Annotated in this window: 18 protein-coding genes; 10 read left to right on the top strand and 8 right to left on the bottom strand. The window is 58.3% G+C overall.

Annotation, left to right across the window (positions count from 1 at the left end; all coding sequences use genetic code 11):
- Positions 1-35: 35 nt before the first annotated feature.
- From ABH15_RS09130 to ABH15_RS09110, 5 genes are all read right to left on the bottom strand, one after another.
- Positions 36-992: a hypothetical protein gene (locus tag ABH15_RS09130; RefSeq protein ID WP_128694031.1), complete on the bottom strand. Its 957-nt coding sequence runs from the start codon at positions 990-992 to the stop codon at positions 36-38.
- The gene (locus ABH15_RS09125; protein WP_128694030.1) at positions 989-1381 is read right to left on the bottom strand and encodes a type IV pilin; all 393 of its coding nucleotides are present in this window, start codon (positions 1379-1381) and stop codon (positions 989-991) included. Before ABH15_RS09125 ends, ABH15_RS09130 begins: the two co-directional genes overlap by 4 nt.
- 2 nt (positions 1382-1383) lie before the next feature.
- Positions 1384-3198 carry a type II secretion system F family protein gene (locus tag ABH15_RS09120; protein ID WP_128694029.1) on the bottom strand — a complete coding sequence of 605 codons (1815 nt, stop codon included), beginning with the start codon at positions 3196-3198 and terminating at the stop codon, positions 1384-1386.
- Positions 3176-4633: a type II/IV secretion system ATPase subunit gene (locus tag ABH15_RS09115; protein WP_164913694.1), complete on the bottom strand. Its 1458-nt coding sequence runs from the start codon at positions 4631-4633 to the stop codon at positions 3176-3178. The genes ABH15_RS09120 and ABH15_RS09115 overlap by 23 nt, the downstream gene beginning before the upstream one ends.
- A gap of 322 nt (positions 4634-4955) precedes the next feature.
- On the bottom strand, positions 4956-5642 hold the full coding sequence (locus tag ABH15_RS09110) for a hypothetical protein (protein ID WP_128694027.1): 687 nt from the start codon (positions 5640-5642) through the stop codon (positions 4956-4958).
- A 527-nt stretch (positions 5643-6169) separates the two neighbouring features.
- Between ABH15_RS09110 and ABH15_RS09105 the strand changes: the two genes are divergently transcribed.
- The 9 genes from ABH15_RS09105 to ABH15_RS09065 all read left to right on the top strand — a co-directional run bounded on the left by ABH15_RS09105 (position 6170) and on the right by ABH15_RS09065 (position 16111).
- Entirely contained in the window at positions 6170-6871 is a 702-nt protein-coding gene (locus ABH15_RS09105; protein ID WP_128694026.1) for a type IV pilin, read from the top strand.
- 2 nt (positions 6872-6873) lie between these two features.
- A complete protein-coding gene (locus tag ABH15_RS13990; protein WP_128694025.1) occupies positions 6874-7440 on the top strand; it encodes a type IV pilin N-terminal domain-containing protein in 567 nt (188 codons plus the stop codon).
- Positions 7441-7607: 167 nt separating this feature from the next.
- Positions 7608-7871 carry a hypothetical protein gene (locus ABH15_RS09095; protein ID WP_128694024.1) on the top strand — a complete coding sequence of 88 codons (264 nt, stop codon included), beginning with the start codon at positions 7608-7610 and terminating at the stop codon, positions 7869-7871.
- The gene (bchH, locus tag ABH15_RS09090; protein WP_128694023.1) at positions 7868-11641 is read left to right on the top strand and encodes a magnesium chelatase subunit H; all 3774 of its coding nucleotides are present in this window, start codon (positions 7868-7870) and stop codon (positions 11639-11641) included. The genes ABH15_RS09095 and bchH overlap by 4 nt, the downstream gene beginning before the upstream one ends.
- 139 nt (positions 11642-11780) lie before the next feature.
- A complete protein-coding gene (locus ABH15_RS09085) occupies positions 11781-12266 on the top strand; it encodes a hypothetical protein (protein ID WP_128694022.1) in 486 nt (161 codons plus the stop codon).
- Positions 12263-13468: an ABC transporter substrate-binding protein gene (locus ABH15_RS09080; RefSeq protein ID WP_128694021.1), complete on the top strand. Its 1206-nt coding sequence runs from the start codon at positions 12263-12265 to the stop codon at positions 13466-13468. Before ABH15_RS09085 ends, ABH15_RS09080 begins: the two co-directional genes overlap by 4 nt.
- 9 nt (positions 13469-13477) lie before the next feature.
- Positions 13478-14533 (top strand): FecCD family ABC transporter permease, encoded by a 1056-nt coding sequence (locus ABH15_RS09075; protein WP_128694020.1) that lies wholly within the window; start codon positions 13478-13480, stop codon positions 14531-14533.
- Positions 14530-15312: an ABC transporter ATP-binding protein gene (locus ABH15_RS09070; protein WP_241648060.1), complete on the top strand. Its 783-nt coding sequence runs from the start codon at positions 14530-14532 to the stop codon at positions 15310-15312. Before ABH15_RS09075 ends, ABH15_RS09070 begins: the two co-directional genes overlap by 4 nt.
- A 70-nt stretch (positions 15313-15382) precedes the next feature.
- The gene (locus ABH15_RS09065; RefSeq protein WP_164913693.1) at positions 15383-16111 is read left to right on the top strand and encodes a class I SAM-dependent methyltransferase; all 729 of its coding nucleotides are present in this window, start codon (positions 15383-15385) and stop codon (positions 16109-16111) included.
- Between the two features lie 143 nt (positions 16112-16254).
- Here the strand turns inward: ABH15_RS09065 and ABH15_RS09060 are convergent, their stop codons facing one another.
- Both ABH15_RS09060 and ABH15_RS09055 read right to left on the bottom strand, forming a co-directional pair.
- Positions 16255-17100, bottom strand: coding sequence for an ABC transporter permease (locus ABH15_RS09060; RefSeq protein ID WP_338323528.1), 846 nt, complete (start codon positions 17098-17100; stop codon positions 16255-16257).
- Positions 17097-18083, bottom strand: a complete 987-nt coding sequence (locus ABH15_RS09055; protein ID WP_338323533.1) for an ATP-binding cassette domain-containing protein — start codon at positions 18081-18083, stop codon at positions 17097-17099. The genes ABH15_RS09060 and ABH15_RS09055 overlap by 4 nt, the downstream gene beginning before the upstream one ends.
- Before the next feature lie 290 nt (positions 18084-18373).
- On the opposite strand from ABH15_RS09055, the gene ABH15_RS09050 reads away from it, so the two are divergent.
- Positions 18374-20413 carry a magnesium chelatase subunit D family protein gene (locus ABH15_RS09050; RefSeq protein ID WP_128694017.1) on the top strand — a complete coding sequence of 680 codons (2040 nt, stop codon included), beginning with the start codon at positions 18374-18376 and terminating at the stop codon, positions 20411-20413.
- A gap of 120 nt (positions 20414-20533) precedes the next feature.
- On the opposite strand, the gene ABH15_RS09045 is transcribed toward ABH15_RS09050, so the two are convergent.
- Positions 20534-21493 (bottom strand): nucleoside recognition protein, encoded by a 960-nt coding sequence (locus tag ABH15_RS09045; protein WP_128694016.1) that lies wholly within the window; start codon positions 21491-21493, stop codon positions 20534-20536.
- Positions 21494-21510: the final 17 nt, after the last annotated feature.

Genomic DNA, 21510 nt, shown 5'->3' with positions numbered 1-21510 from the left:
ATCGCAGACCGGCGGTTTGCGGAGATGGAGGAGCATCAGTACGCCATGACCGTGATCACCGTTTCCACGACCTGGACGGTGACAGGGGTGCCGCTCCGGCTGATTCCGATGGAGAACTCATCAAACTCCGGAGTCGTCGCGAAAGCGTAGTTGCCAATGTTTGTGCAGGCCGTATCGAGTGCCCAGGCCGTGGCATTGCACTTCTCCCAGAGCGGCACATCCAGGGGCACAGGGAGGTTGCGGTTCACACGGATGGTAACCTGCTCCGGGTTCTCCACGGTATCGATCGCGGACCGCGTACAATCAAGAGCCAGGGTGCAAAACCCGTTTCCGCTGGCAAAATTTCGCTCACCGGCAGTGACGTTCACGATGCCGATGGCGATCGAAGTGCAGTTCGTGTCAAACCCGGTCACCGTCGCGTTTGCATCGATCACCGGGACGGTTGCGGGAGAGTACTCGAGGTCGAGCAGGGTTGTGCCGAACCCCGAGGAGCCCGCCTGCTCGATGACATCCGTCATTGTGGGGAGTTCAAGCGGGGTTTCAACGCGCCCCTTTGAAATGTTCGTGTACCCGTACTGCCACCGGTAGCCCTGATCCTGCCAGAAATTCTCGGATGAGGAGTATGAGACATTGACGAGCATTGCGGAGCGGGTCACCGAATCGGTCGCGTTCCTGACGGTGACGTTCACGATCCAGTTCGGCTCCTGCAAGACCCGGAGCGTCCCTGACGAACGGACCGGATTTAAGAGAAAGTCTCCCCCGCCAAGCGGTATCCGCTCGCTCAGCCTTATATCCCGCTTGAGAGAGGCCGCGAGTTCGATATCGGAACCGAACCTCAGGAACGACTCCTCAACTTTCCCGAAATGCTCGATCTCCGACTGTGCTTTCATCGACGGAACGATAATCGTGTGAGAGATCGAAACAAAGGTCACCACGATGGCGAGGATGAGCATCACCGCGACGACCGGCGAGACAGCCGAATCCTCCATCATGAAAACCTCCCGGTCATGAGCACGATTCGTGGCGTAAACACCCGGAACTCCTCGTCGCCCTGCACCTGGTAGGGGACGGTTATCGCACCCCCGAGGTCGAACGTGGTAGCGTTCGGCACGCAACAGAACGTAGTACCATTAAATTTCTCCATTCTCGTACTGTTGCTCACCGTCACCGTAATCTCAGAAACCCTCACCCAGTCGCCACCCTTGTGCCAGAGGGTGAAATTATCGCTCGTGTTCGTCACAAGAAGCGTAATCGTGGGGTCCCGGTCGTGAGGGATGAGAGAACCGATCGAACAACCAAAACCGGCAACCAGAATAAGAACGAGGGCTATCATCAGCATCTCGCCGACAACTTCAGATACCGCATCCGCATTTCCCGCCATGATTATGCTCCGATATGATATACAAAGAGCCAGATTGCAGCAAGCAGGAAGAGGATCGCGTGCTTGAATCCGGCCAGAATGCTGTTCGCGCTGAACTGCCCCGCCATAATCCCCGAGATTGTTCCGAGGATGATCGAGATCCGGAACATATCGGTCAGGTTTTCCGAGACATTCAGGCTTGTGCCCCCAAGGGCGACAAAACTGGATAGAAAGGCTCCGTTCAGTTCGTATGCCGTGTAAAGGAAGATGCCAAAGGAGAGATACACGATCATCACGTAGGTGAACGTCGTGTTGAACCGCTCCTTCTTCATCTTCAGGTAATGCTCAAAGTCGCTGATTGCGATCGTCAGGATCTCACGGAGGTTGTCGGTGACCTGGCTCGCCCTTACCACCAGGGAAATGACCCTTTTGACCGAGACCAGCCCGATACGCTCCTCCATCCTGACAAGGGCAGTGTTGAGGCTGGACCCGCGCTTGATATCGAAGGATACAACACAGAGTTCCGAGGTGAGCACCCCCATCTTCGCCCGGGAAATCCGGTGGATCGCGCCCTGGAGCGTCATGCCGATATCCTTCATGTCGGAAACCTCCCGGAGAAATCCGGGGATCTGTGCCTCGACCCGGGAAACGTACCACCGCCGTCCCTCGTAGGCGACGAGCACCGGGATCATAAAGCCGATAATGAGCAGACAGAACGTCGCCTCCATCTGATATACTCCAAAGAAATCCTGGAAAGGGCCGATGAAGAAGAGATAGGCAAGGATTGCCGTTGTAAGGACCCCTGCAGCGACGGAGAAGGTATAATCAGCGATATAATGCCGTAGCGGGTGGCGGAGGACACCAAGAACTCGCAAATAGGTCTTCTTCGAACGTATACTTTTCGTGAATTTAGTGTCGGCCGACGGGTCTACCGCAGCGGATACTTCGGAACCGTATTCCACTTCTTTGACCTCCTGGCGGGAGATCGAGAGGGGATCGCCCGGTACGAGAAGATAGAGCAGCAGGATCATCACGATAGCCCCGGCGGGCAGTCCACCGTAGATAAGCGGCATGATATACTGAAGTGTCCCGGTACCGGCAAGATTTTGGGAGATCAACATGATAATCAGGGCAATCGGCCCGGCCACGAACGCGGTCACATACACCTCGGCCATGATCTCGATCGTCTTCAAGGTCATCGCCATCTCCTGGCGGGCATTCTCCCTGAATTGATCCGAACGGGCAGCAAGGAAAGCCGTGACGCTGCCCCCTGAGTCCGAGAGGGAGATCAGATCGTTTAAGAAATCTCCGAACGTTTCGGAGGGAGTGATTGCAATAAGGGATCTCATCGCAGTGGTGAGATCATCGCCGAAGACCTCGACATCCCTGACAATGGTGCCGAATTCGCGGGAGACTTCTCCGAAGAGGGCAGCTTCTTCACAGACTTTTCGTAGCACCTCGTACAGCGTGAGGGTGGTTGAAAGCGCCTGCATGTAGGTGACTGCGTGGGGAAGGTCGAAATCGATTCGCGTCTTCCTTCCGGCGGCGACGATTGAAGGATAGAAGTACAGGGCAAATAAGAGGCCCGGCACCATCAGCATGAAGAGGATCACTCGTGCAGGAAGGTCGGGGATGACCGAGAAGAGTGTAACCTCGAACCTGTTTGCGGAGAGGTAGGTGTTGATCGCAATGAAACCGAGGAGGGAGAGAACCGTTCCCAGGATCATAAACGTGCAGTACCGGTCCGCTGCGACGGGGATGTGGGCCGCCCGCAGCGTCCGCCGGAGGTCTGTCGTCTCATGAAGATGGAGGAATTTATGCCTCAGTCTTCCGTACATCGTGCGAGACCTCCAGATTCCTGATTGCCGCAAGGAGCGCGGTTGCAGTTGAGTATTCTTCCTTCCTGCCTTCTCTGAGGAACCGCTCGCGCAGAGCAAGCTGCCGAACGACCGTTTCGTCGTCCCACCCATGCATGGCAGCAATTTCATCGAGGACCTGCGATCGGACCGCAACCCGGCGGAACTCCCGCGTTGTAGGGTCGTTTTCGTACAGTGTCGACCACCGGATCTCCCCGTCCGGCGTCAGAATGATTTCGTGGACGGAATCACACTGCCGATAGATCTCTCCCCCCCGGTAATGGAGGGACTGAATCACGATGAGGTCGAGCGCCCCGAACATCGCTCTCGGGATGCTGATGGGATCGTGGGCAAGACGGTTGATCGCCTCCTGTATCGTGCCGGCGTGGAGGGTGGAATAGGTAGTATGGCCGGAGTTCATGGCCTGGAAGAGCGTCTGCGCCTCCCTTCCGCGGACTTCGCCGACGATGATGAACTCCGGGCGCTGGCGGAGCGCAGAACGCAGCAGGGAGAAGAGATCGATATCCACCCGGGTTGAGCTGATAGTCGTCTCGCGGGTCTGGGTGGGGAGCCAGTTCTCATGGGGGAGCTGGATCTCGCGTGTGTCCTCCAGGGAAACGATCTTCGCATTGAAGGGAATAAAAAACGAGATAGCGTTCATCGTCGATGTCTTGCCGCTGGCCGTGCCGCCGACGACGATCATACTTTTTCTGTTCTCGACAGCAAGCCAGAGGAAAGCAAGCACTTCCGGGGAATATGTCCTGTATGCAATGAGATCCAGGGGCGTCATCGGATCCGCCTTGAATTTCCGGATGGTAAACGAGCTCCCCCGCGTTGAGACGACATTGGAGAAGGTCAACTGGGTGCGCGATCCGTCCGGAAGAGCGGCGTCGACAAGAGGGGTCGTGAGGGAGATGTGCTTGTCGGCCTTCTGCGCAAGTTTCATGATGAACAGGTTCAATTCATCTCCGCTGAACCGAATTGTCGTCGGGAGGCTCGCATGTGCACGGTGGTAGACGTAGACCGGAACCCCGTCACCGTTACAGCTGATATCCTCGATATTCTCGTCATGCATAAGCCCGTCGATCTTCCCGTACCCCAGGAAATTCCGTTCCAGGTAATAATGCAGGATCCCGACACGCTCCTCCGGGATACCGGGGTCAAAATGGCGGATGATACGGGCGACATCCGATAACTGCAATTTGACACGGTAGTTCTCATGCGGATCTTCAAGAACGACTGTATCTCTGAGATATTCATGCGTCTCCTGAAGGAGAATCAGCTCCCTGGAGGTCAGGGGCGGTTCGACAAGCGTGTAGGTAAGGATATTTGCTGCGTTCCTGATTATCGCCGCATACGAGTAAGGAGGTCTAAGCCAGTAGCGGTCGATGCACGTCAGTCCATCCGCATGCGGCATCTCCGGAAACGCGCAAACGTCCGATCCATTCCCGGGCTGATCCTGTGGCACGGCAGGTGTTTCGTCAGGTTTCCCCGCGCCTCTCATCTTTTGCCAGGGAATTGAGGAGCGGACAGCCCTGAACGCATCTGTCACGCCGAGTCTGCTGTATCTACCACCCATACGCATAGTTCTGCACCAAAGATGCATATAAGTGTAGTCATTTTTGTTACTAAATGTTATTTTTATGAATTATCATATGCAAACAACCAGGTGTGGGATGCGGCTGATCCTACGCCGGCATAACGATAACCAAAAAAGAATGTGAGGGGAGACGCCCGCTTTAGAAGTACTCCCACATCTCATACGGATTGGGGGTTGCCTGCCCGGAGGGCATTACGGTCTCTTCCAGGAGGGGGGCATCTGCAGTGAGTATTTTAAAATCGACGTGGATTTGCCGCGCTTCGATGTTGATATGATAGGTCCCCGCTCTGTAGAGGGTGATCTCCTGCTCCTTGCTTCCCGAATGCACCTGCCCGTATCCGCCTTGAGCGGCAACCTTGCCCGAGTTCCGATCCCTCACCGTTACGATGAAGAAACTCTCTCTCGTGTCGTCGTACCGGGGTTCCACATCAAACCAGAGAACAAGCGGCGGGGACGCAACGTCTACGACATATGCGTAGTTCTCTAGAACAATCGACCGTTTTTCCTCAAAAAGGGTGCCGAGCACGTCGGAAGAGCCAATCTCAAGGTCGGGTGGGAAGGCCAGGCCGAGCTTCTTATCGTCCCCGGGAAGGAATGGTTCAGCAGCCACGACCGTACTCTTTGTTTCTCTCTGGGTTGCAGCGGCACCCCCAGGGTCAGGCACCAGGATTTCATGCGCATCCGGAGTCTCCATACCGGCCGTTTCAGGTTCTGCGTCCACATTTTTTGATATCGTAATGCATCCTGCGACCAGTGATGTCGCCACAATAATTGCAAATATCAGAACAAGTATGAAGAAAATTTGATTATTTCCGTAAAATTTCATAATTTTTCATATCTTTGACTTAATATTAATGACTTTTCATCTGTATCGTTAATAGCGTGTTCCGATCCTGCAGAACGGGACACCCGGCTACGCCACGGCAATGGATCGGCGTATGCACGGGCATGTCTCTGGCCGTAGGCGACCGGAGTAATTGTTCGTACCCACCGGGTTCAGGGGTGCGATACCATCCGTCACCAGCACGATCTATCCGCGCACCTGGTGGTTTGCGATCCCGGCACGTCTTCCGGCACCGTCCCGTGCACCTCCAAGCAGCGGCATGATGGATGCGAGAGGGAGTTTGGGCGACAAAGCAGGGGAAAGACGAGAAGACACCGAGAACAAGAGGAATGCACCAGTCCGTCCGGCTAGAAAAATGAAGATATGATAAATGTATTTTCTTGTCAGAATATTATTGCACCACAGTTACAAAAAATATAAATTAATAAGTTTTATATTGCACATTGTTACATTTGGTATTACATCGGTATAGAATTTTCATACCATGGAATTCTGATTGGAGTGGTAGCATGAAATCTCATAGAAAAGACAGCGAAGAGGCAGTCTCTCCCGTGGTGGGAGTGATGCTGATGCTGGTCGTCACGCTCATTATTGCTGCGGTCGTAAGCGGATTTGCAGGCGATCTCGCCTCAAGCCAGAAGAAAACGCCCACAATTACCATGACGACCGAGATCGTGAACACCGGGTACTACTACGGGAGCGGGATGACGATGCGGGTCATCTCGGTGAGCGAACCGATACCCACCAGCGACGTGAAAATTGTCATTGACTGGACGGCGAAGAACGGCGAGAAGAACTCCACGGTCGTTCTGCCGAACGTAAACAACGTCAATTACGGCTCTTACCTGTTCCCCGCACCATTTGCAACGGGGCCCGGGGTTGAGTCGTTCGGGATGAACAACGTCAAGACCGTCGATCAGCATTTCGGGAACTACACCCTTACGGCGGGCACCCTCATGCGTGCATACCCTGCCGGCGCGTGGGGCCCTAACTCCGATGAGAGTTATGGTGGATACGGTGTGACCACGCCGACGTACGAATACAAAGATGGTACCGGGTTTACTGCAGACACGGATATGGACTTCATCCAGGGAGTCCTCGGCAAAAACTGGAACAACCTCCACGAGGGCGACGTGGTCAACGTGAGGCTGGTTCACACACCCTCCGGAAAAGTGATCTACAACGAAGAAGTGAAAGTGAGGGGGCTTTGAGCATGGTTTCAAGAGATGACAGTGCAGTCTCCCCGGTTGTGGGAGTAATGCTGATGCTGGTCGTGACCGTCATCATCGCAGCGGTGGTCAGCGCATTTGCCGGGGGGCTCGCGGAGACACAGTCCAAGACACCGCAAGTAACCATCAACGCCAAGTACAGCCAGTCTGAGGGCATGACCATCTACCACGAAGGGGGGGACATACTCTCCATCGGAGAATTCAAGATACTCCTGCATCCTTCGTCCAACTACGGAAGCATTGAGGAGCAGACGTACGTAAGTGCGATCAATCTAAGCCTCCTCCAGAACGGCCAGGGAGGACTGTCGTGGTACAAATCCGGCAAGGGCGGAAGGCAGGTCTCCAGGTTCGCGCCCGGAGACATCGCGTACATCAGCGCCGTGAACTGCACGACACAGAACCTGACGCCGAACATGTACGCTGTCAGCGGCACGAGAGTGACTGACGTCGGGATTATTAATCCCCAATACGTCGGGTCGTCGTTCTTCCTCGAAATGGTCACCCTGGACGGAAAGATGATTGCAAAAGTGGAGGTGCCCATCCAGTCATAACTTTCCGGCATCCCCTTCACGCGCCGTGTGCGGGAGAAACCGCACACAGGCGGCAAAGAAACGAAAACCGAGCAGAAGGTAAAAAACATTTTTTCAGGCACCGGTTCCGTGAAACGGCAGCCGGTTGCGACCTGTTCAATGATTTCCAGAAGGAGTGAGATTGCAAAATGAGGGATCTTTCATTTTCCAGCCTGAAAGACGTCTTTTCAGAGAAGGAGAGGTGTTTTGAATTCGAAACAGTCCTGATAGAACCAGAGAGCGCCACAACCGCGATATACCGGGCAACGATTACAGCCGAATCCCGTTTCCGGGAATATACGGGAGGCAAATCTGATACTCTCCGGATCTTTCCGTGTACTACGGGGATGGACGACATGATAAGAGCGTACCTCAAGCTCGAAGGGGATATCAAAGAGGGATTGCGACCATGAAACTCGCCTGCATCTCCACCGTTCCATCCCCGGCGGTCGTCGAGGCGATTGACTGCCTGAACCGGGACTTCGATCTCGGTATCGTGATGACCATGGTCTACCCCCACCAGATCGAAAAAGAGGAGGTCGATGAGGAGGCCCTCACGGAGGCTCTCCGGGCTGCGGAGATCGTCCTGATCGATATCCGGGGTGCGGGGAGGGCGAGCGAACTCGCCTACGCCGCCCTGCGGGACGGCGCCAATATCGTCCTCAGCATGATGGGGCCGTTCCACCGGCTCTTCGAGGTGACCCGGCTCGGGAGCTTCGCCGGGAAAGGAAGAGAGGCGGCGGAAGGATGGCCGCGAAGAGCAGACGGCGATGCCGGTGCTCCGAAAGACCGGATCGAGGTCGCCCGCGATGCAATCGCAGCCTCCGGGACGGATGCACGGGAGCGGCTCCACGAGGATACGGAGAACTATCTCAAGACAATCCGCTACTGGCGCTACGGAGGGCGCGACAACTACTATAACCTCATCCTCTTCCTCCTCAAGCGCTACCTCGGCTACACCGCCCTGCCCGATGCGGCGGAACCGGTCGAATGCCCGGAGTACGGGATCGTCCACCCCGATCTCGGGCATTTTGCGGATCTCGACGAGTACTTCGCCGCCGCAGGCTGCAGAGACGGGCGGCCCGGCATCGGTGTTATGATCAACAGCGGTATGCACCTCGACCAGAACATCCCGCAGATTCGGGCGTTCTTCGAGGCGTTCCCGGAGATGAACGTGATCCCGGTGCATTCGGCTCCGGAACATAACCTCCGCGCCATCGAAGAGTTCTTCTTCCGGGACGGAGCGCCGTGCGTGGATGCGGTCATCAACCTCAAGTGGTTCAGGCTCAACGGCGGACCCCTGGGCGGCGACCCGGCCCAGACGACCAGGCTGCTCAGGAGGCTGAACGTGCCGGTCTTTGCACCGGTCTCCCTGTTCTCCCAGGACGTGGAGGACTGGGAGCGGGAGACCGCCGGAATATCGCCGGTGATGACGATCATGGCGGTGATCTGGCCGGAACTCGACGGATGCATCGAGCCCATTCCCTGCTGCGGGCTGCAGACGGTGACCGTAAACGGCGTCGAGGCGAAGGAGGTGCTGCCGATCCCGGACCGGCTCGACCGGATCTGCGCCAGGGTCGGGAACTGGATCCGGCTCAAGCACCTTGCCAATGCCGAGAAAAAGGTCGCCGTGATGATCTACGGCTACCCGCCCGGCGAGGGGAACCTCGGCCGCGCCTCGTACCTCGACGTCTTCGTGAGCGTGCGCAGGATGCTCGAGGCATTTGCCGGACAGGGCTACACCGTCGAGCTGCCGGACCGGCCGCTCCACGAGATCTTCGAGGAGAAGGAGATCGTCAACTCGGGAACGTGGTTCTCGCCGGAACATACCCTGGACGCCTGCTCCTCGCTCGATGCCGCGGAGTACGGGGCGCACTTCAGATCGCTCGACCCTGACGTGCAGCAGGACGTGATCGAGTGCTGGGGGCCGCCGCCCGGCGAAGTGATGACCCTCGGGCATCGCTTCCTGGTACCCGGAGTAAACTTCGGGAATATCTTCGTTGGGATACAACCGGCGCGACCGCCGCTCGACGAGAGCGACGTTGCAAAGGCTGCCCACGACAAGACGAAACCGCCGCACCACCAGTATATCGCCTACTACTACTGGCTCGAGCACGTCTTCGGCGCCCACGTCGTCTACCATGTCGGCACGCACGGTCTTGCGGAGTTCACGAAGGGCAAAGAGATCGGGATGAGCAGAAAGTGCTTCCCGGACATCCTCATCGGGAATATGCCTCATCTCTACATCTACTCGGTCGTGAACACCTCCGAGTCGACGATCGCCAAACGCCGCCTCTACGGCACGATAATCAGTTACAACTCGCCCCCCTTCTCGACCTCGGATCTCTACGAGCGCTACGTCGACCTGGAGACGCTCATCGACGAACACGAGGAGGCGGTGAGCAAGGCTCAGGATCTGCGGGCGGAGCGCGTCCGGGAGAAGATCTTCGGGCTCGCCCGCGAGCTGCACTTCTCGGGCGGCAGCATTCATGAGATCCACGAAGAGGTCTACGAGATGAAGCGGAGCATCATCCCGATGGGGCTGCATACTCTCGGCGAGGTCTACTCAAACGAGGCCGTCAAGCGCTACGTGGAGTTCATCCTCCGCTACGACCGCGACGGCAGCTCCTCGATCAACCGGATCCTTGCGGAGGCCGAAGGCCTGGACTACGACGCCGCGATCAGAGATAAGGGGGCGTATGCACGGGTTCTCGACGGGATCGACCAAAAGTGCCACGCGATCGTCGGCGCCCTCATCGACCGGTCGGACGAGGCCGCCCTTCTGGAGAGCGGCCTTTGTGGGCATGCGGCCGACCGGCTCCGTGCGACGCTCGCCTTCGGGCTCGAACTTGCACGGGATTACGCGGATAACGGGCTCGAGCTCGAAAACTGCCTGCGGGGGATGAAGACCGAGTTCATCGAACCGCGGCTCGGCGGCGACGTCATCAGAAAGCCCGAGGTGCTCCCGACCGGCCTCAACATCAACCAGTTCGACCCGACGAAGATCCCGACACAGGTCGCGTGCGAACGGGGTGCGGAGATCGCGGAGAACACCCTGGCAAAGTTCCGGGAGCAGGGCGAAGCATACCCCGAGAGCATCGGGATCGTCCTCTGGGGATTCGAAACGACGAACTCCGGCGGCGAGACGATCGGGCAGATTCTCCGCTACCTCGGGGTCAGGGTCGTCCGCAGGCAGGGATCCTGGAGCCCGGAGCTTGAGGTGATCCCGCTCGAAGACCTCGGGCGTCCCCGCATCGACTGCCATCTCTCCATCTGCGGGTTCTTCCGGGATATGTTCCCGAACATCACGCAGCTGTTGAACCAGGCGTTCGCGCTCGTCTCCGAACTTCCGGAGCCGCCGGAGATGAACTCCGTCCGCAAGCACTCGCTCGAGAATCTTGAGGCGCTCAGGCAGGAGATCGTCGAGGGGCTGACGGACGAGAAACACGCAAAGAAACTTGCGTACGGGAGGATCTACGGGCCGCGGGCAGGGGAATACGGTACGCGAACGCTCGCACTGCTCGAGGACGCGGTATGGAAGGAGGAGAAGGACCTTGCCGAGGTCTACATGGAGTCGATGAGCCACCTCTACACCGACAACGTTCACGGCGTGAAGACGAAAGGCATGTACCAGAAGAGCATCGGGCGGGTGGAGCTCGTCTCGCAGGTGCGCGACCGGCACGACCGGGAGATCGTCGACCTCGACCACTATTTCGAATATTTCGGCGGGCTTTCGAAGGCGGTCGAAACCGTCACCGGGAAGAAACCGGCGATGATGATCTCCGACACCACCAAAGAGGTGATCAAGACCGAGGATGTCGCCGACGTCATCGCCCGCGGCACCAGGACGCGCCTCCTCAACCCGAAGTGGATCGACGCCATGCTCGAGCACGACTACCACGGCGCCCAGCAGATCGAGGAGCGGGTCTACAACACCCTCGGGCTCGCGGCGACGACGAACGCCGTCGACAACTGGATCTGGTCCTCGATCGCCGAGCGGTTCGTCTTCGACGAGGAGCTGCTCGAACGGCTCAAGGAGAACAATAAATACGCCACTGCAGGCGTCATGGAGCGGCTCTTTGAGGCCGAGAGCAGGGGCTACTGGGACGCGACCGAGGAAGAGATGGAAAAGCTCCGATGTGCGTATCTGGAACTCGAAGGGGATATCGAAGAAGGGCTGTGACCGGTGCAGCCGTTCTCCCGGGAGATGCTGATTACGTGTGAGGAGTATTTTCACACCAAGTAAAATAACTAATTCTTTTTTCTAGTTTTGATATTACAAAAAGGAAGATTTTTATTATCAAATCATACATTTTCATACCATGAACATACCTGCAGCCCTTATTGCACTGGCTGTCTGCTGCATGCTCGCTGTTCCTGCGCTCGGTGCGCAAGGAGACGTGGTGCGCAGCGTCTCGACCGAAACGCCCTCCGTAGGGGACACCGTCGAGGTGACAATCACCGTTCCTCCGGGATCGATCATGGGGATCGTAGAGACGATCCCGGGCGGGTTTGCCTTCGCCGGGACAACCCTGCCGGAAGGACGATACCGGGTATCAGGCCAGCAGATCATCCTTTCCGCTATCGACGACACGGAGATTGTCTACACGCTCAGTGCCGGTCAGAACGGAAACTGCGTGATTTCCGGAGTCTGGGAGGATTTTGGCACAGGGGAAACGGGTGAGATAGCAGAGACGTCCCTCACCGCTACGGGCACCGGCTCTGCAGCCGCGCACGAAGCACCCGGATTCGGCATCGCAGTTGCGGCAGGTGCACTGCTGCTCGCCGGCAGGAGGTGTCTGCGATGAAAGCCACCGGATACGCCGCCGCCCTCGCGATCCTCCTGGCCCTTCTGATCGCGCCGGCCGCCGCTACGGCGGTTCCCACGACGCCACAGGAGATCCATGACGTCGCCGGGGACGTCCTCGCGGAGGAGATCATCTCCTTTATGGATGCGGAGTACTGCGGCGGCCGGGGCGACCACTTCAGCCGCGCTGATCTTGCAGACGCGAGCCACAACTTCCCCGAGTATCCCCGCCGGATCACGGATACCACCGGGAAGGAGATCACCATCGTCAGGCCGCTGAACCGGATCGTCGCCTACAACAGCCACTGGGTAACCCCGCTCCATCAGGAAGACAAGGTGATCGGGGTCGCCAACTCGGGTGTCAGAGCGGCGGTGATCAACCCCTACGCCCTCGAGAAGATCGACATCGGGGGCGGCGGCCCGAATTTCCCCGACATTGAAAAGATCTACGAATGCAATCCCGACGCTATCATCACCTACGTCACCCTCGGCCCGGGTGACGACTTCTTCGTCGATAAGATGCCTTCCTCGGTCACGGTCGTCAGGATGGACTACCTCGAGCCCTCCTACCTTCGGGACGAGATCCTGAAGATCGGGTATCTCCTCGACTGCCAGGAGCAGGCTGCCGAGTACGTCGCCTGGCACGACCGCTACGTCGACGATATCAAGCAGCGGGCGGCGGCGATCCCCGAAGACGAGCGGCTGAAGGTCTTCATCGATGTCGGTGCTTCCGGCGGGGCGGACCGGCGGACCGCCTCGGAAGGGCAGTACATGCATGCCCACTGCACCGACGCCGGCGGGGTCAATGTAGCCGCCGATACCGTCGCGGCAAAGACCGGCGTCGTCAACACCGAGTGGATAGCGCAGCAGAACCCGGACGCGATCCTCGGACTGTGCTATGCAGGCGGTTACGAAACCGACGACCCGACAGCGCTTGCCGATCACCATAGCGACATCACCGGTCAGCAGATCCTCACCTTCACCCCGGCGGCGAAGAACAACCAGGTGTATATTGTCTCATACCGCTACGCCTACGGTCTCCAGTACCCGGCGGCTCTTGCGACGATCGCGAAGTGGTTCTATCCTGACCGGTTCGCAGACCTCGATCCGGAGGCGATCAACCAGGAGTATATCGACCGGTTCCACGGCGTCGACTACGACGTCGCCGAGCATGGCGTCTTCACATATCCGGACACGAGGTGACGTTCGACAATGCATGAGACCGAACTTGCACGGCTTCGGACGCACTACACCGGATACATCAGGAGGAAATGGATCCTTGTCGGCTCCTGCCTCATTCTCCTCCTCGCTCTTGCAGGCATAGCAGCAAATATCGGCTCGTACGATCTCTCGGTGGTCGAAGTCTACTCGATCATCGCGAGAGGTCTTTTTTCAGAGCCCACCACGGCAGAAGAGTGCGCTATCATGGTCAACCGCCTCCCGCGAATTGTCTTTGCCATGATTGCCGGGTTCGGTCTCGCGGTCGCCGGAACCGTCATGCAGGCGATTCTCCGCAATCCCCTGGCAAGCCCCTTCACCCTGGGGATCGCCTCCGCTGCCGGATTCGGCGCTTCACTCGCGATCATTCTCGGGGCAGGGATCGGGGCGGGCATATACCTGGTCATCGGGAACGCCTTCCTCTTTACGCTCCTTGCTTCGGCTGCCGTCTTCGGGCTCGCCTCAATACGGGGGCTGTCGCCCGGTTCGGTGATTATGGCCGGGATCGCGATCAGCTATCTCTTCTCGGCGGTGACCTCCTTCATCCAGTACTTCAGCGATGCCGACAATCTCCAACAGGTGGTATTCTGGATGCTCGGCAGTCTCGATAAGGCGAACTGGGACATTATCACCGCGACGAGCGTCATCCTGCTGATCACACTGCCCTACCTGTTCTGGAAAGCGATCGACATGAACGTCATGGGTGCGGGGGACGAGAGCGCCAAAAGCATGGGAGTGAATGTAAAACGCGTCAGGCTCACGAGCCTCGGCCTGACCTCGCTCATCACTGCCGGGATCATCTGTTTCACCGGAACGATCGGGTTCATCGGGCTCGTCGCACCCCACATAACCCGGATGCTGGTGGGCGGGGATCACCGCTTCCTCCTACCGGCATCGGGCCTGCTCGGTGCACTCCTGCTCCTGGCGGCGGATACGGCTGCGAGAACCGTACTGCCGGGACAGGTCCTGCCCGTCGGGGTGATGACCGCATTCTTCGGAGTGCCGTTCTTCCTCTACCTCTTCGTCCGCAGGGGGAGTGGCGATTGGTGAAGATTTCCATACGGGATATGAGCTTCTCGTACCGGAGTACCTCCGTCCTGCAGAATCTCTCCCTTGAGGTAGGTGAGGGGTCGATCCTCGGCCTGGTCGGTCCGAACGGTTCGGGGAAGACCACACTCATCAAGTGCATCGATCAGATCCTCAGACCCAGGGGAAGCATCCTCATCGGCGATCACGAGGTTTCACGCATGGAGGCCGGGGAGATTGCACGGGTCATCGGCTATGTCCCGCAGAGCTCGCCTCCGATGCCCTCGTTCACGGTCTTTGACATGGTGCTGATGGGGCGGCGGTCGCGTATGGGCTGGCGCGTGGGAGATGAGGATATCGACCGCGTGGCTGCCGTGATGGAGCAGCTGAAGATCGACGGGCTTGCGATGCGGAACTTCAACGAGCTCTCGGGCGGGCAGAAGCAGAAGATCCTGATCGCACGGGCGCTTGCACAGGATCCAAATGTGCTTCTCCTGGACGAACCGACGAGCAGCCTCGACCTCCGGCACCAGCTCGAGGCGATGGAGTGCATCCGGTCGCTCGTGGACACGACCGGGATCACCGTCGTGATCTCGATCCACGACCTGAATCTCGCCGCCCGGTACTGCGACACCCTGGCCATGCTGAAAGGAGGGATCGTCTCTGCCGCAGGTCCCCCCGGACACCTGATCACCCCGGAAAATATCCGGGCGGTCTACGGCGTCGAGGCTCGCATCATCGACAACGACGGTACCGGCCCGATCGTCGTCCCCATCCGGGCTGCAGATGCCGGAGAACCGTGAACGAAGGGCCGAAAATCCCCAAAACAGTATGGTGATACGATTGTCCGATACACAACCTCATAGACGCGGAATGCACAGGTACCGGAACGGTTCGACGCTGAAAGAAGAACTTGCCCGGGCCATGAAACGGCTGGAGAGCACGGGTGTCGTCTACCCGGAGGGGTATTGCGAAGCGATCCTCGAGAAGTATACGCCCGAGCGTGTTCCGTACCCGTATATCGTCCTGCACGTCGGAGACCCCCGGATTGTCAGGCACTTTTACTACCCCGAGGCGATGAAACAGACCGGCCGTCTCCTCGACTACGGATGCGGCACGGGAGATGCCGTCAGGCAGCTTCTGCGGGCCGGGTATCCGCGGGAGAAGGTAACGGGATTTGACGTCGACGGCAAAAGCATCGACCTCGGCATGGACCTCTACGCCGACCGAAACGAGAGCGCCGATCTCTTCCGGGTATCACCCACGTTCCCGTTCGAACCCGGCTCGTTCGACATCATCTACTCGGGAAGCGTCTTTCACGTGATCGACGACGAGAGCGAGTTCCGGGAATACCTGCAGAACGCCTTCGACGGCCTGCGGGCCGGGGGGACATTCTTCGGCTCGACGCTGGGTCTCCGGGATTCGGCGTCCGCACGGCCCGCCGAAGGACCTCCGCGGCTGATGAAACGGCACGAACTGATAGACTCGATGACGGAGATCGGGTTTTCGGAGCTGACGGTGCGTGAAGGCGACCGGTCCCGCATGCACGGTGCGGCGCCCGGCTTTTGCATCTTCGAATTTTTGGCGAAGAAGAACGGATGACTTCAGGATAACCAAAGTATTGGATCAAACCTCTCTTTTTTCTTCAGTTTCCGAGATTGCGATAGTGGACATCGCTCCTTTCATGCGGTCGGTTTCCACCTGGAAAAGGAAAAAAACTGCTTTAGTATACCCTGGAACACGCCTCACGTCAGCGACACACGCTTTACCGAGTGCCAGGCGAGCGCAAAGGTGACGAGGGTGAAGAGGCAGAGGGCGCCGAACGCGAAGAGGATGTCCGCCTGCGTGTAGCAGTACTCCCGTCCGAACGCGTAGAACTCGTTACCGATGGCGAACGAGCGTATGCCGGTGACCAGGTAGGTGAGCGGATTGACCACGGCGATGGCCTTGAGGACGAGCGGGAAGTTATCCACCGGGTAGAGGGCGTTCGAGGTGAAGAAGAGCGGCATCGAGAGCATCGTGATGATGCCCTGCATCCCCTCGTGGCTCTCCTGTTTGAGGGCGATCGCCGAGGAGAGAAAGAGAAATCCGAGGGAGAAGACACCAACGAAGATGAGGATGCCCGCAACCGATACCGCGATGCCGACGAGGGTCTTTCCCGGGAAGAAACCGACGCCGATGGCGAGGCCGAAGACCATGATTATCACGGACTGGATGCAGGCCTTGACAACCCCGGAGAGGCCGATCCCTGCGAGCAGGTGGCTTCTCGGCATCGGACTTGCGAGCATCTCCCGCATCAGCCCGAAGGTCTTGTCAAAGAGCAGGCTCATCCCGCCGGAGAGGCTCGTGAACATCGAGGTCATTGCAATCACCCCCGCCGCCATGAACGTGAGGTAGCCGATCGCCGTCACCCCGTCGGGGGCGGGAGCGAACGAGCCGAACCGGTTGAAGTTGCTCGACATGGCAATCCCGAAGAACGCCATCCAGATCGCCGGCTGGAGGAGCGACGAGAAGAGGAGCGTCCTGAAGCGGCCGAACCGGATCATGTCGCGCCAGAAGACCGTCGCAAACTCCCACGAGATAGCGTTCATCGTCTCCTCCTCTGGTGCGGATGAACCTTATCGGTGCTCTCTTCCCGGATCGCCCGCCCGGTGTAGTGGATGAAAACATCGTCCATGGTGGGTTTTTTGAGATTAATCCCGGCAAGAGAGATCCCGTTTCGCGAGATGAGATCGATAACGTTCGGGAGACACCGGGTTCCATCCTCGTTCGTGACGGCGGTAACCCCTTCTCCTGCAGCCCGTATGGAATGGACGCTCCCGATCGTGCCGAGGAGAGCAGCGGTTTGATCGTTATCGTCGGTATCCAGCCAGACAATATCGTTCCCGAGTGACTTCTTCAGTTCTTCGGGTGTTCCCTCGACGACAATCCTGCCGTGATCGATGATACCGATGCGGTCGCTGAGGTGGTCTGCTTCATCCATGTAGTGCGTGGTCAGAAAGATCGTCGTCCCCTCCTCGTTCACCCGCCGGATGTAATCCCAGATCCGCCTTCGGGTCTGCGGGTCGAGACCGATAGTGGGTTCATCGAGAAACAGAACCCTGGGGCGTGTCATGAGCCCCCTGGCGATCTCGAGCCTCCGGCGCATTCCCCCGGAGAGGTACTTCGTCCGGATGTCGCTCTTCTCGGTCAGTTCGACCACTGCCATCAGTTCCTCAATGCGTGCCGCACGCTCATTCCGGGGGATGGAATAGAGGCGTCCGTGAAATTCAAGCGATTCCCATACGGTCAGGTCCCGGTCAAGCACCTCATTCTGAAAGACGATGCCTATCGAACGCCTGACGGCCGGCTGATCGCGGGAGACATCGTAACCCGCAACCCTGACTGCTCCCTTCTGAAGGGGGAGCAGGGTGGTGAGCACGTTGATTGTGGTGCTTTTCCCTGCGCCATTCGGCCCGAGAAGGGAGAAGATCTCACCATCCCGGACAGAGAAGGTTATGGTATCAACTGCTGTCAGGCTGCCGAAACGATGAGAGAATCCTCCTACTTCGATGATATCAGGAATATCGACCACCAACGTAATACTAATTCTTAAAATTGTCAATTATATGATTATTTCCATTTAATTTTCTGCTCAATACGTAACACGGAGTCGGAATACAAGTGGCACAAAAATAGGGATAAAACGTCAATTGCATACCAAAATATAGTTATTATCCAGGCAGGCCTTCCAGATTACAGTACCATTGAGCGAAAAAACGACCTGGATAAATTCCATACCTAATGCTAATTTGAAATATTAAAATCATTATTTGTAACACTAAATATGAAATGTTTATTACTATGAAAAAAGAGTGTTGTAGAATGAGTTCCCAGGTACAACGCATAACGCTCCCATTCACATCAATCATCGGACAGGACGAGATGAAAAAAGCCCTCCTTCTCAACGCCATCAACCCGAGGATCGGCGGCGTGCTCATCCGTGGCGAAAAGGGAACCGCCAAATCGACCGGCGTTCGGGCGCTTGCGGAACTGCTCCCCGAGATCGATATGGTCAAAGGATGCCCGTTCAACTGCAACCCGTTCAACATTCGCGAAGTGTGCGACCTCTGCGCCGAAGCCGCGGCACGCGGCGAAGGGTTCGAAGTCGTCCGGCGGCGCGTCCGGGTCGTCGACCTCCCGCTCGGCGTTACCGAGGACCGGGTGGTAGGTACCATCGACATAGAGCGGGCGATCAAAGAAGGGATCAAGGCGATAGAACCGGGCATCCTGGCACAGGTAAACCGGAGCATCCTGTACATCGACGAGATTAACCTTCTGGACGATCACGTCGCCGACGTCCTCCTCGATGCTGCTGCAATGGGCGTCAACGTCGTGGAGCGGGAAGGCATCTCACTATCCCATCCGTCGCGCTTCATCCTCATCGGCACCATGAACCCGGAGGAAGGGGAGATCCGACCCCAGCTCCTCGACCGCTTCGGGCTGCAGGTGCATGTGGAAGGGATCGAGGATATCGAGCAGCGGCTGGCTATCGTAAAGGCGGCAGAGGCGTTCGAGGCGGATCCCGAAGGTTTCCGGGCCTCGTGCGAGGCCGACCTGGCCGCACTGCGCGGGCGGATCCTCGAGGCAAAGGCCATCCTGCCGAGGGTTACCATCAGCGACGACCTCATTCGCCTGATCGCCGACACCTGCATCCAGATGGGCGTCCGAACCCACCGGGCAGAGATCACCATCGTCAGGACGGCAAAGACCATCGCCGCGTTCCAGAACCGAACCGAAGTGACGATGGACGATATCCGCGAAGCGATGGAACTTGCACTCCCGCACAGGATGCGAAGAAAACCCTTCGAAGAGCCCAAAATTGATCGGGATCAGCTGAACAACGCCCTGGAGAACGCGGAGTCAAAAAAAAACGATCAGAGTGAGAACAGCAGGGAGCCACGAGAACAGCCCGCTTCCAGACCGGAGATAGGAGAGGAGCAGGATGACCGGCAGGGCGAGCCCCCGCCACCGGCGGGCGGTTCTCCACCGGAATCTTTGTACGGCGTCGGTGACCCGATCGACGCCAACCGCATCGATCGCTCCAGAAGGCGGGATACGGTACGCCGCCGATCGATCTCGGGCAGACGGGTCGAGACCCTGTCGGCCAGAAATGCAGGTACGTATATATCCTCGCGATTTCCGACGGGAAATGGGGATATCGCGCTCGACGCGACGCTCCGGGCGGCCGCTCCGCACCAGCGGACGCGGGATCGGCAGGGGAAAGCGATTGCTGTCCATGACCAGGACATCCGGGAACGCGTCCGGATAGGGAAGGTCTCGACCGCATGCGTCTTCGTCGTCGATGCCAGCGGCTCAATGGGAGCGATGAAGCGGATGGAATCAGCGAAAGGAGCCGTGCTGTCGCTGCTGCTCGATTCGTACCAGAAGCGGGATAGGATCGGCCTCGTGGCGTTCCGCGGCACCGAAGCGAGCGTGCTCCTCCCGCTCTGTTCGAGCGTGGATCTGGCGCTCAGCCACCTCGAGGAGATGCCGACCGGCGGGAAGACGCCGCTCTCCCTGGGTCTTGCGAAGGGACTGGAAACACTCCTCCACGAGCGGCGGAAGAACGGCGAGGTCGTCCCGATGCTGGTGATCATCTCGGACGGCAGAGCGAACGTCTCGGCAAACGGGAGTGTTCGGGACGAGATTATCGGGATAGCAGAGGAGATCCGGACACAGGGCATCCATACCATTGTCATTGATACGGAGGATGTGAAGCGTTCCGCCGTACGGATGCACCTCGGCTACTGCAGGGAGATTGCAGAGCATTCGGCCGGGAGGTACTACCCGATACGGGATCTCTCGCCGGAGACCCTCTCGGAGATTGCACGGAGTGAGCGGGATTCGCTCCCGGTCTTCTGATCTACGGGCGTTGTCGCGTGACCGTGCGATATTTTTCGATGTCTTGGTGAGGAAATATCACTTTTCCACCCTAAAAGGCCATTTACAGGGGTTGTTTGACCGGAGCAGCAGAGAAGGCGCTCAACCCCAGCCAAGGCCGTACGCCAGCACGACGACCAACACCACCATAATGCCGTTCCGAAGCGCCGTCGAGATCAGCATGATCGCCGTGCCGGTTCGCATCCCGAAGATCGCCGCATAGGATGACCCGAACCAGCGGATGCTCCGGGTCACGCTGGTGAGAATGTTGCCGACGAGCAGGGTCAGCACAATCTGCTGCCAGGTCATGTCCCCTGCAGCGAGCAGGGCGGACGCGACGCTCGCACCCGCAACGAAACTCCCGAACTGAGCGGCGATGATGGCGAAACCTTCCGGAGGAACCGGGAAGAACCCGCCTGCACCCTCCAGCATCTCGGCGAGCCGGTCGAATGTTCCTGCGTTGATGAGGAACGCGACGATGACGATGGTGGGAACGGTGACTTTGAGCAGGCGTGTCAGGGTTTTCCAGGAAGAAGCACCTGCCTCACGCAGCGCGTCACGGAGCGTACCAGCGGCCGGCGCCTCCATGGAACGGAGCGGAGCAGGGGGAGGAGGTGTGAGAATGACCCGGCCGGCAACCATGACGACCACCGTCTTTGCAAGCCCCACCAGCATCAGCAGGCCGAAATAGATGAGGCCCGGGATCCCGAGGAGCGGGATGTAGACCGGGAGGAGGTAGCGCCAGTGCATGACGACCGTCGGAAACGAGTTCATGATGGCCGCAATGACCAGCTCGCGCCGGGTGATGATCTCCTTCGCATGGTAGTCCACCAGCATGGCGTTGGCGGCAGGAGGCGAGACGAAGGCCATGAGGAAACTGGTGCCGCACTCCTCACGGAGGCAGGCGAATGCGGTGAGCGGGCGGGAGATGGCTGCAATCCTCCCGGCGACCTTCAGGGCGACGAGCAGTTCGGCGAGAAAGACGCCGATGACCATCATCGGAACCATCTCGCCGAGCAGGCCGGCCGCAAGCGTCACCGTCTGAACGATACTGTCGTACATGACCCCTCAAAACCCTG

The organism is Methanoculleus taiwanensis (genome assembly GCF_004102725.1).
Classification (GTDB): Archaea; Halobacteriota; Methanomicrobia; order Methanomicrobiales; family Methanoculleaceae; genus Methanoculleus_A; species Methanoculleus_A taiwanensis.
This window is presented reverse-complemented; position numbering and strand designations above follow the sequence as displayed.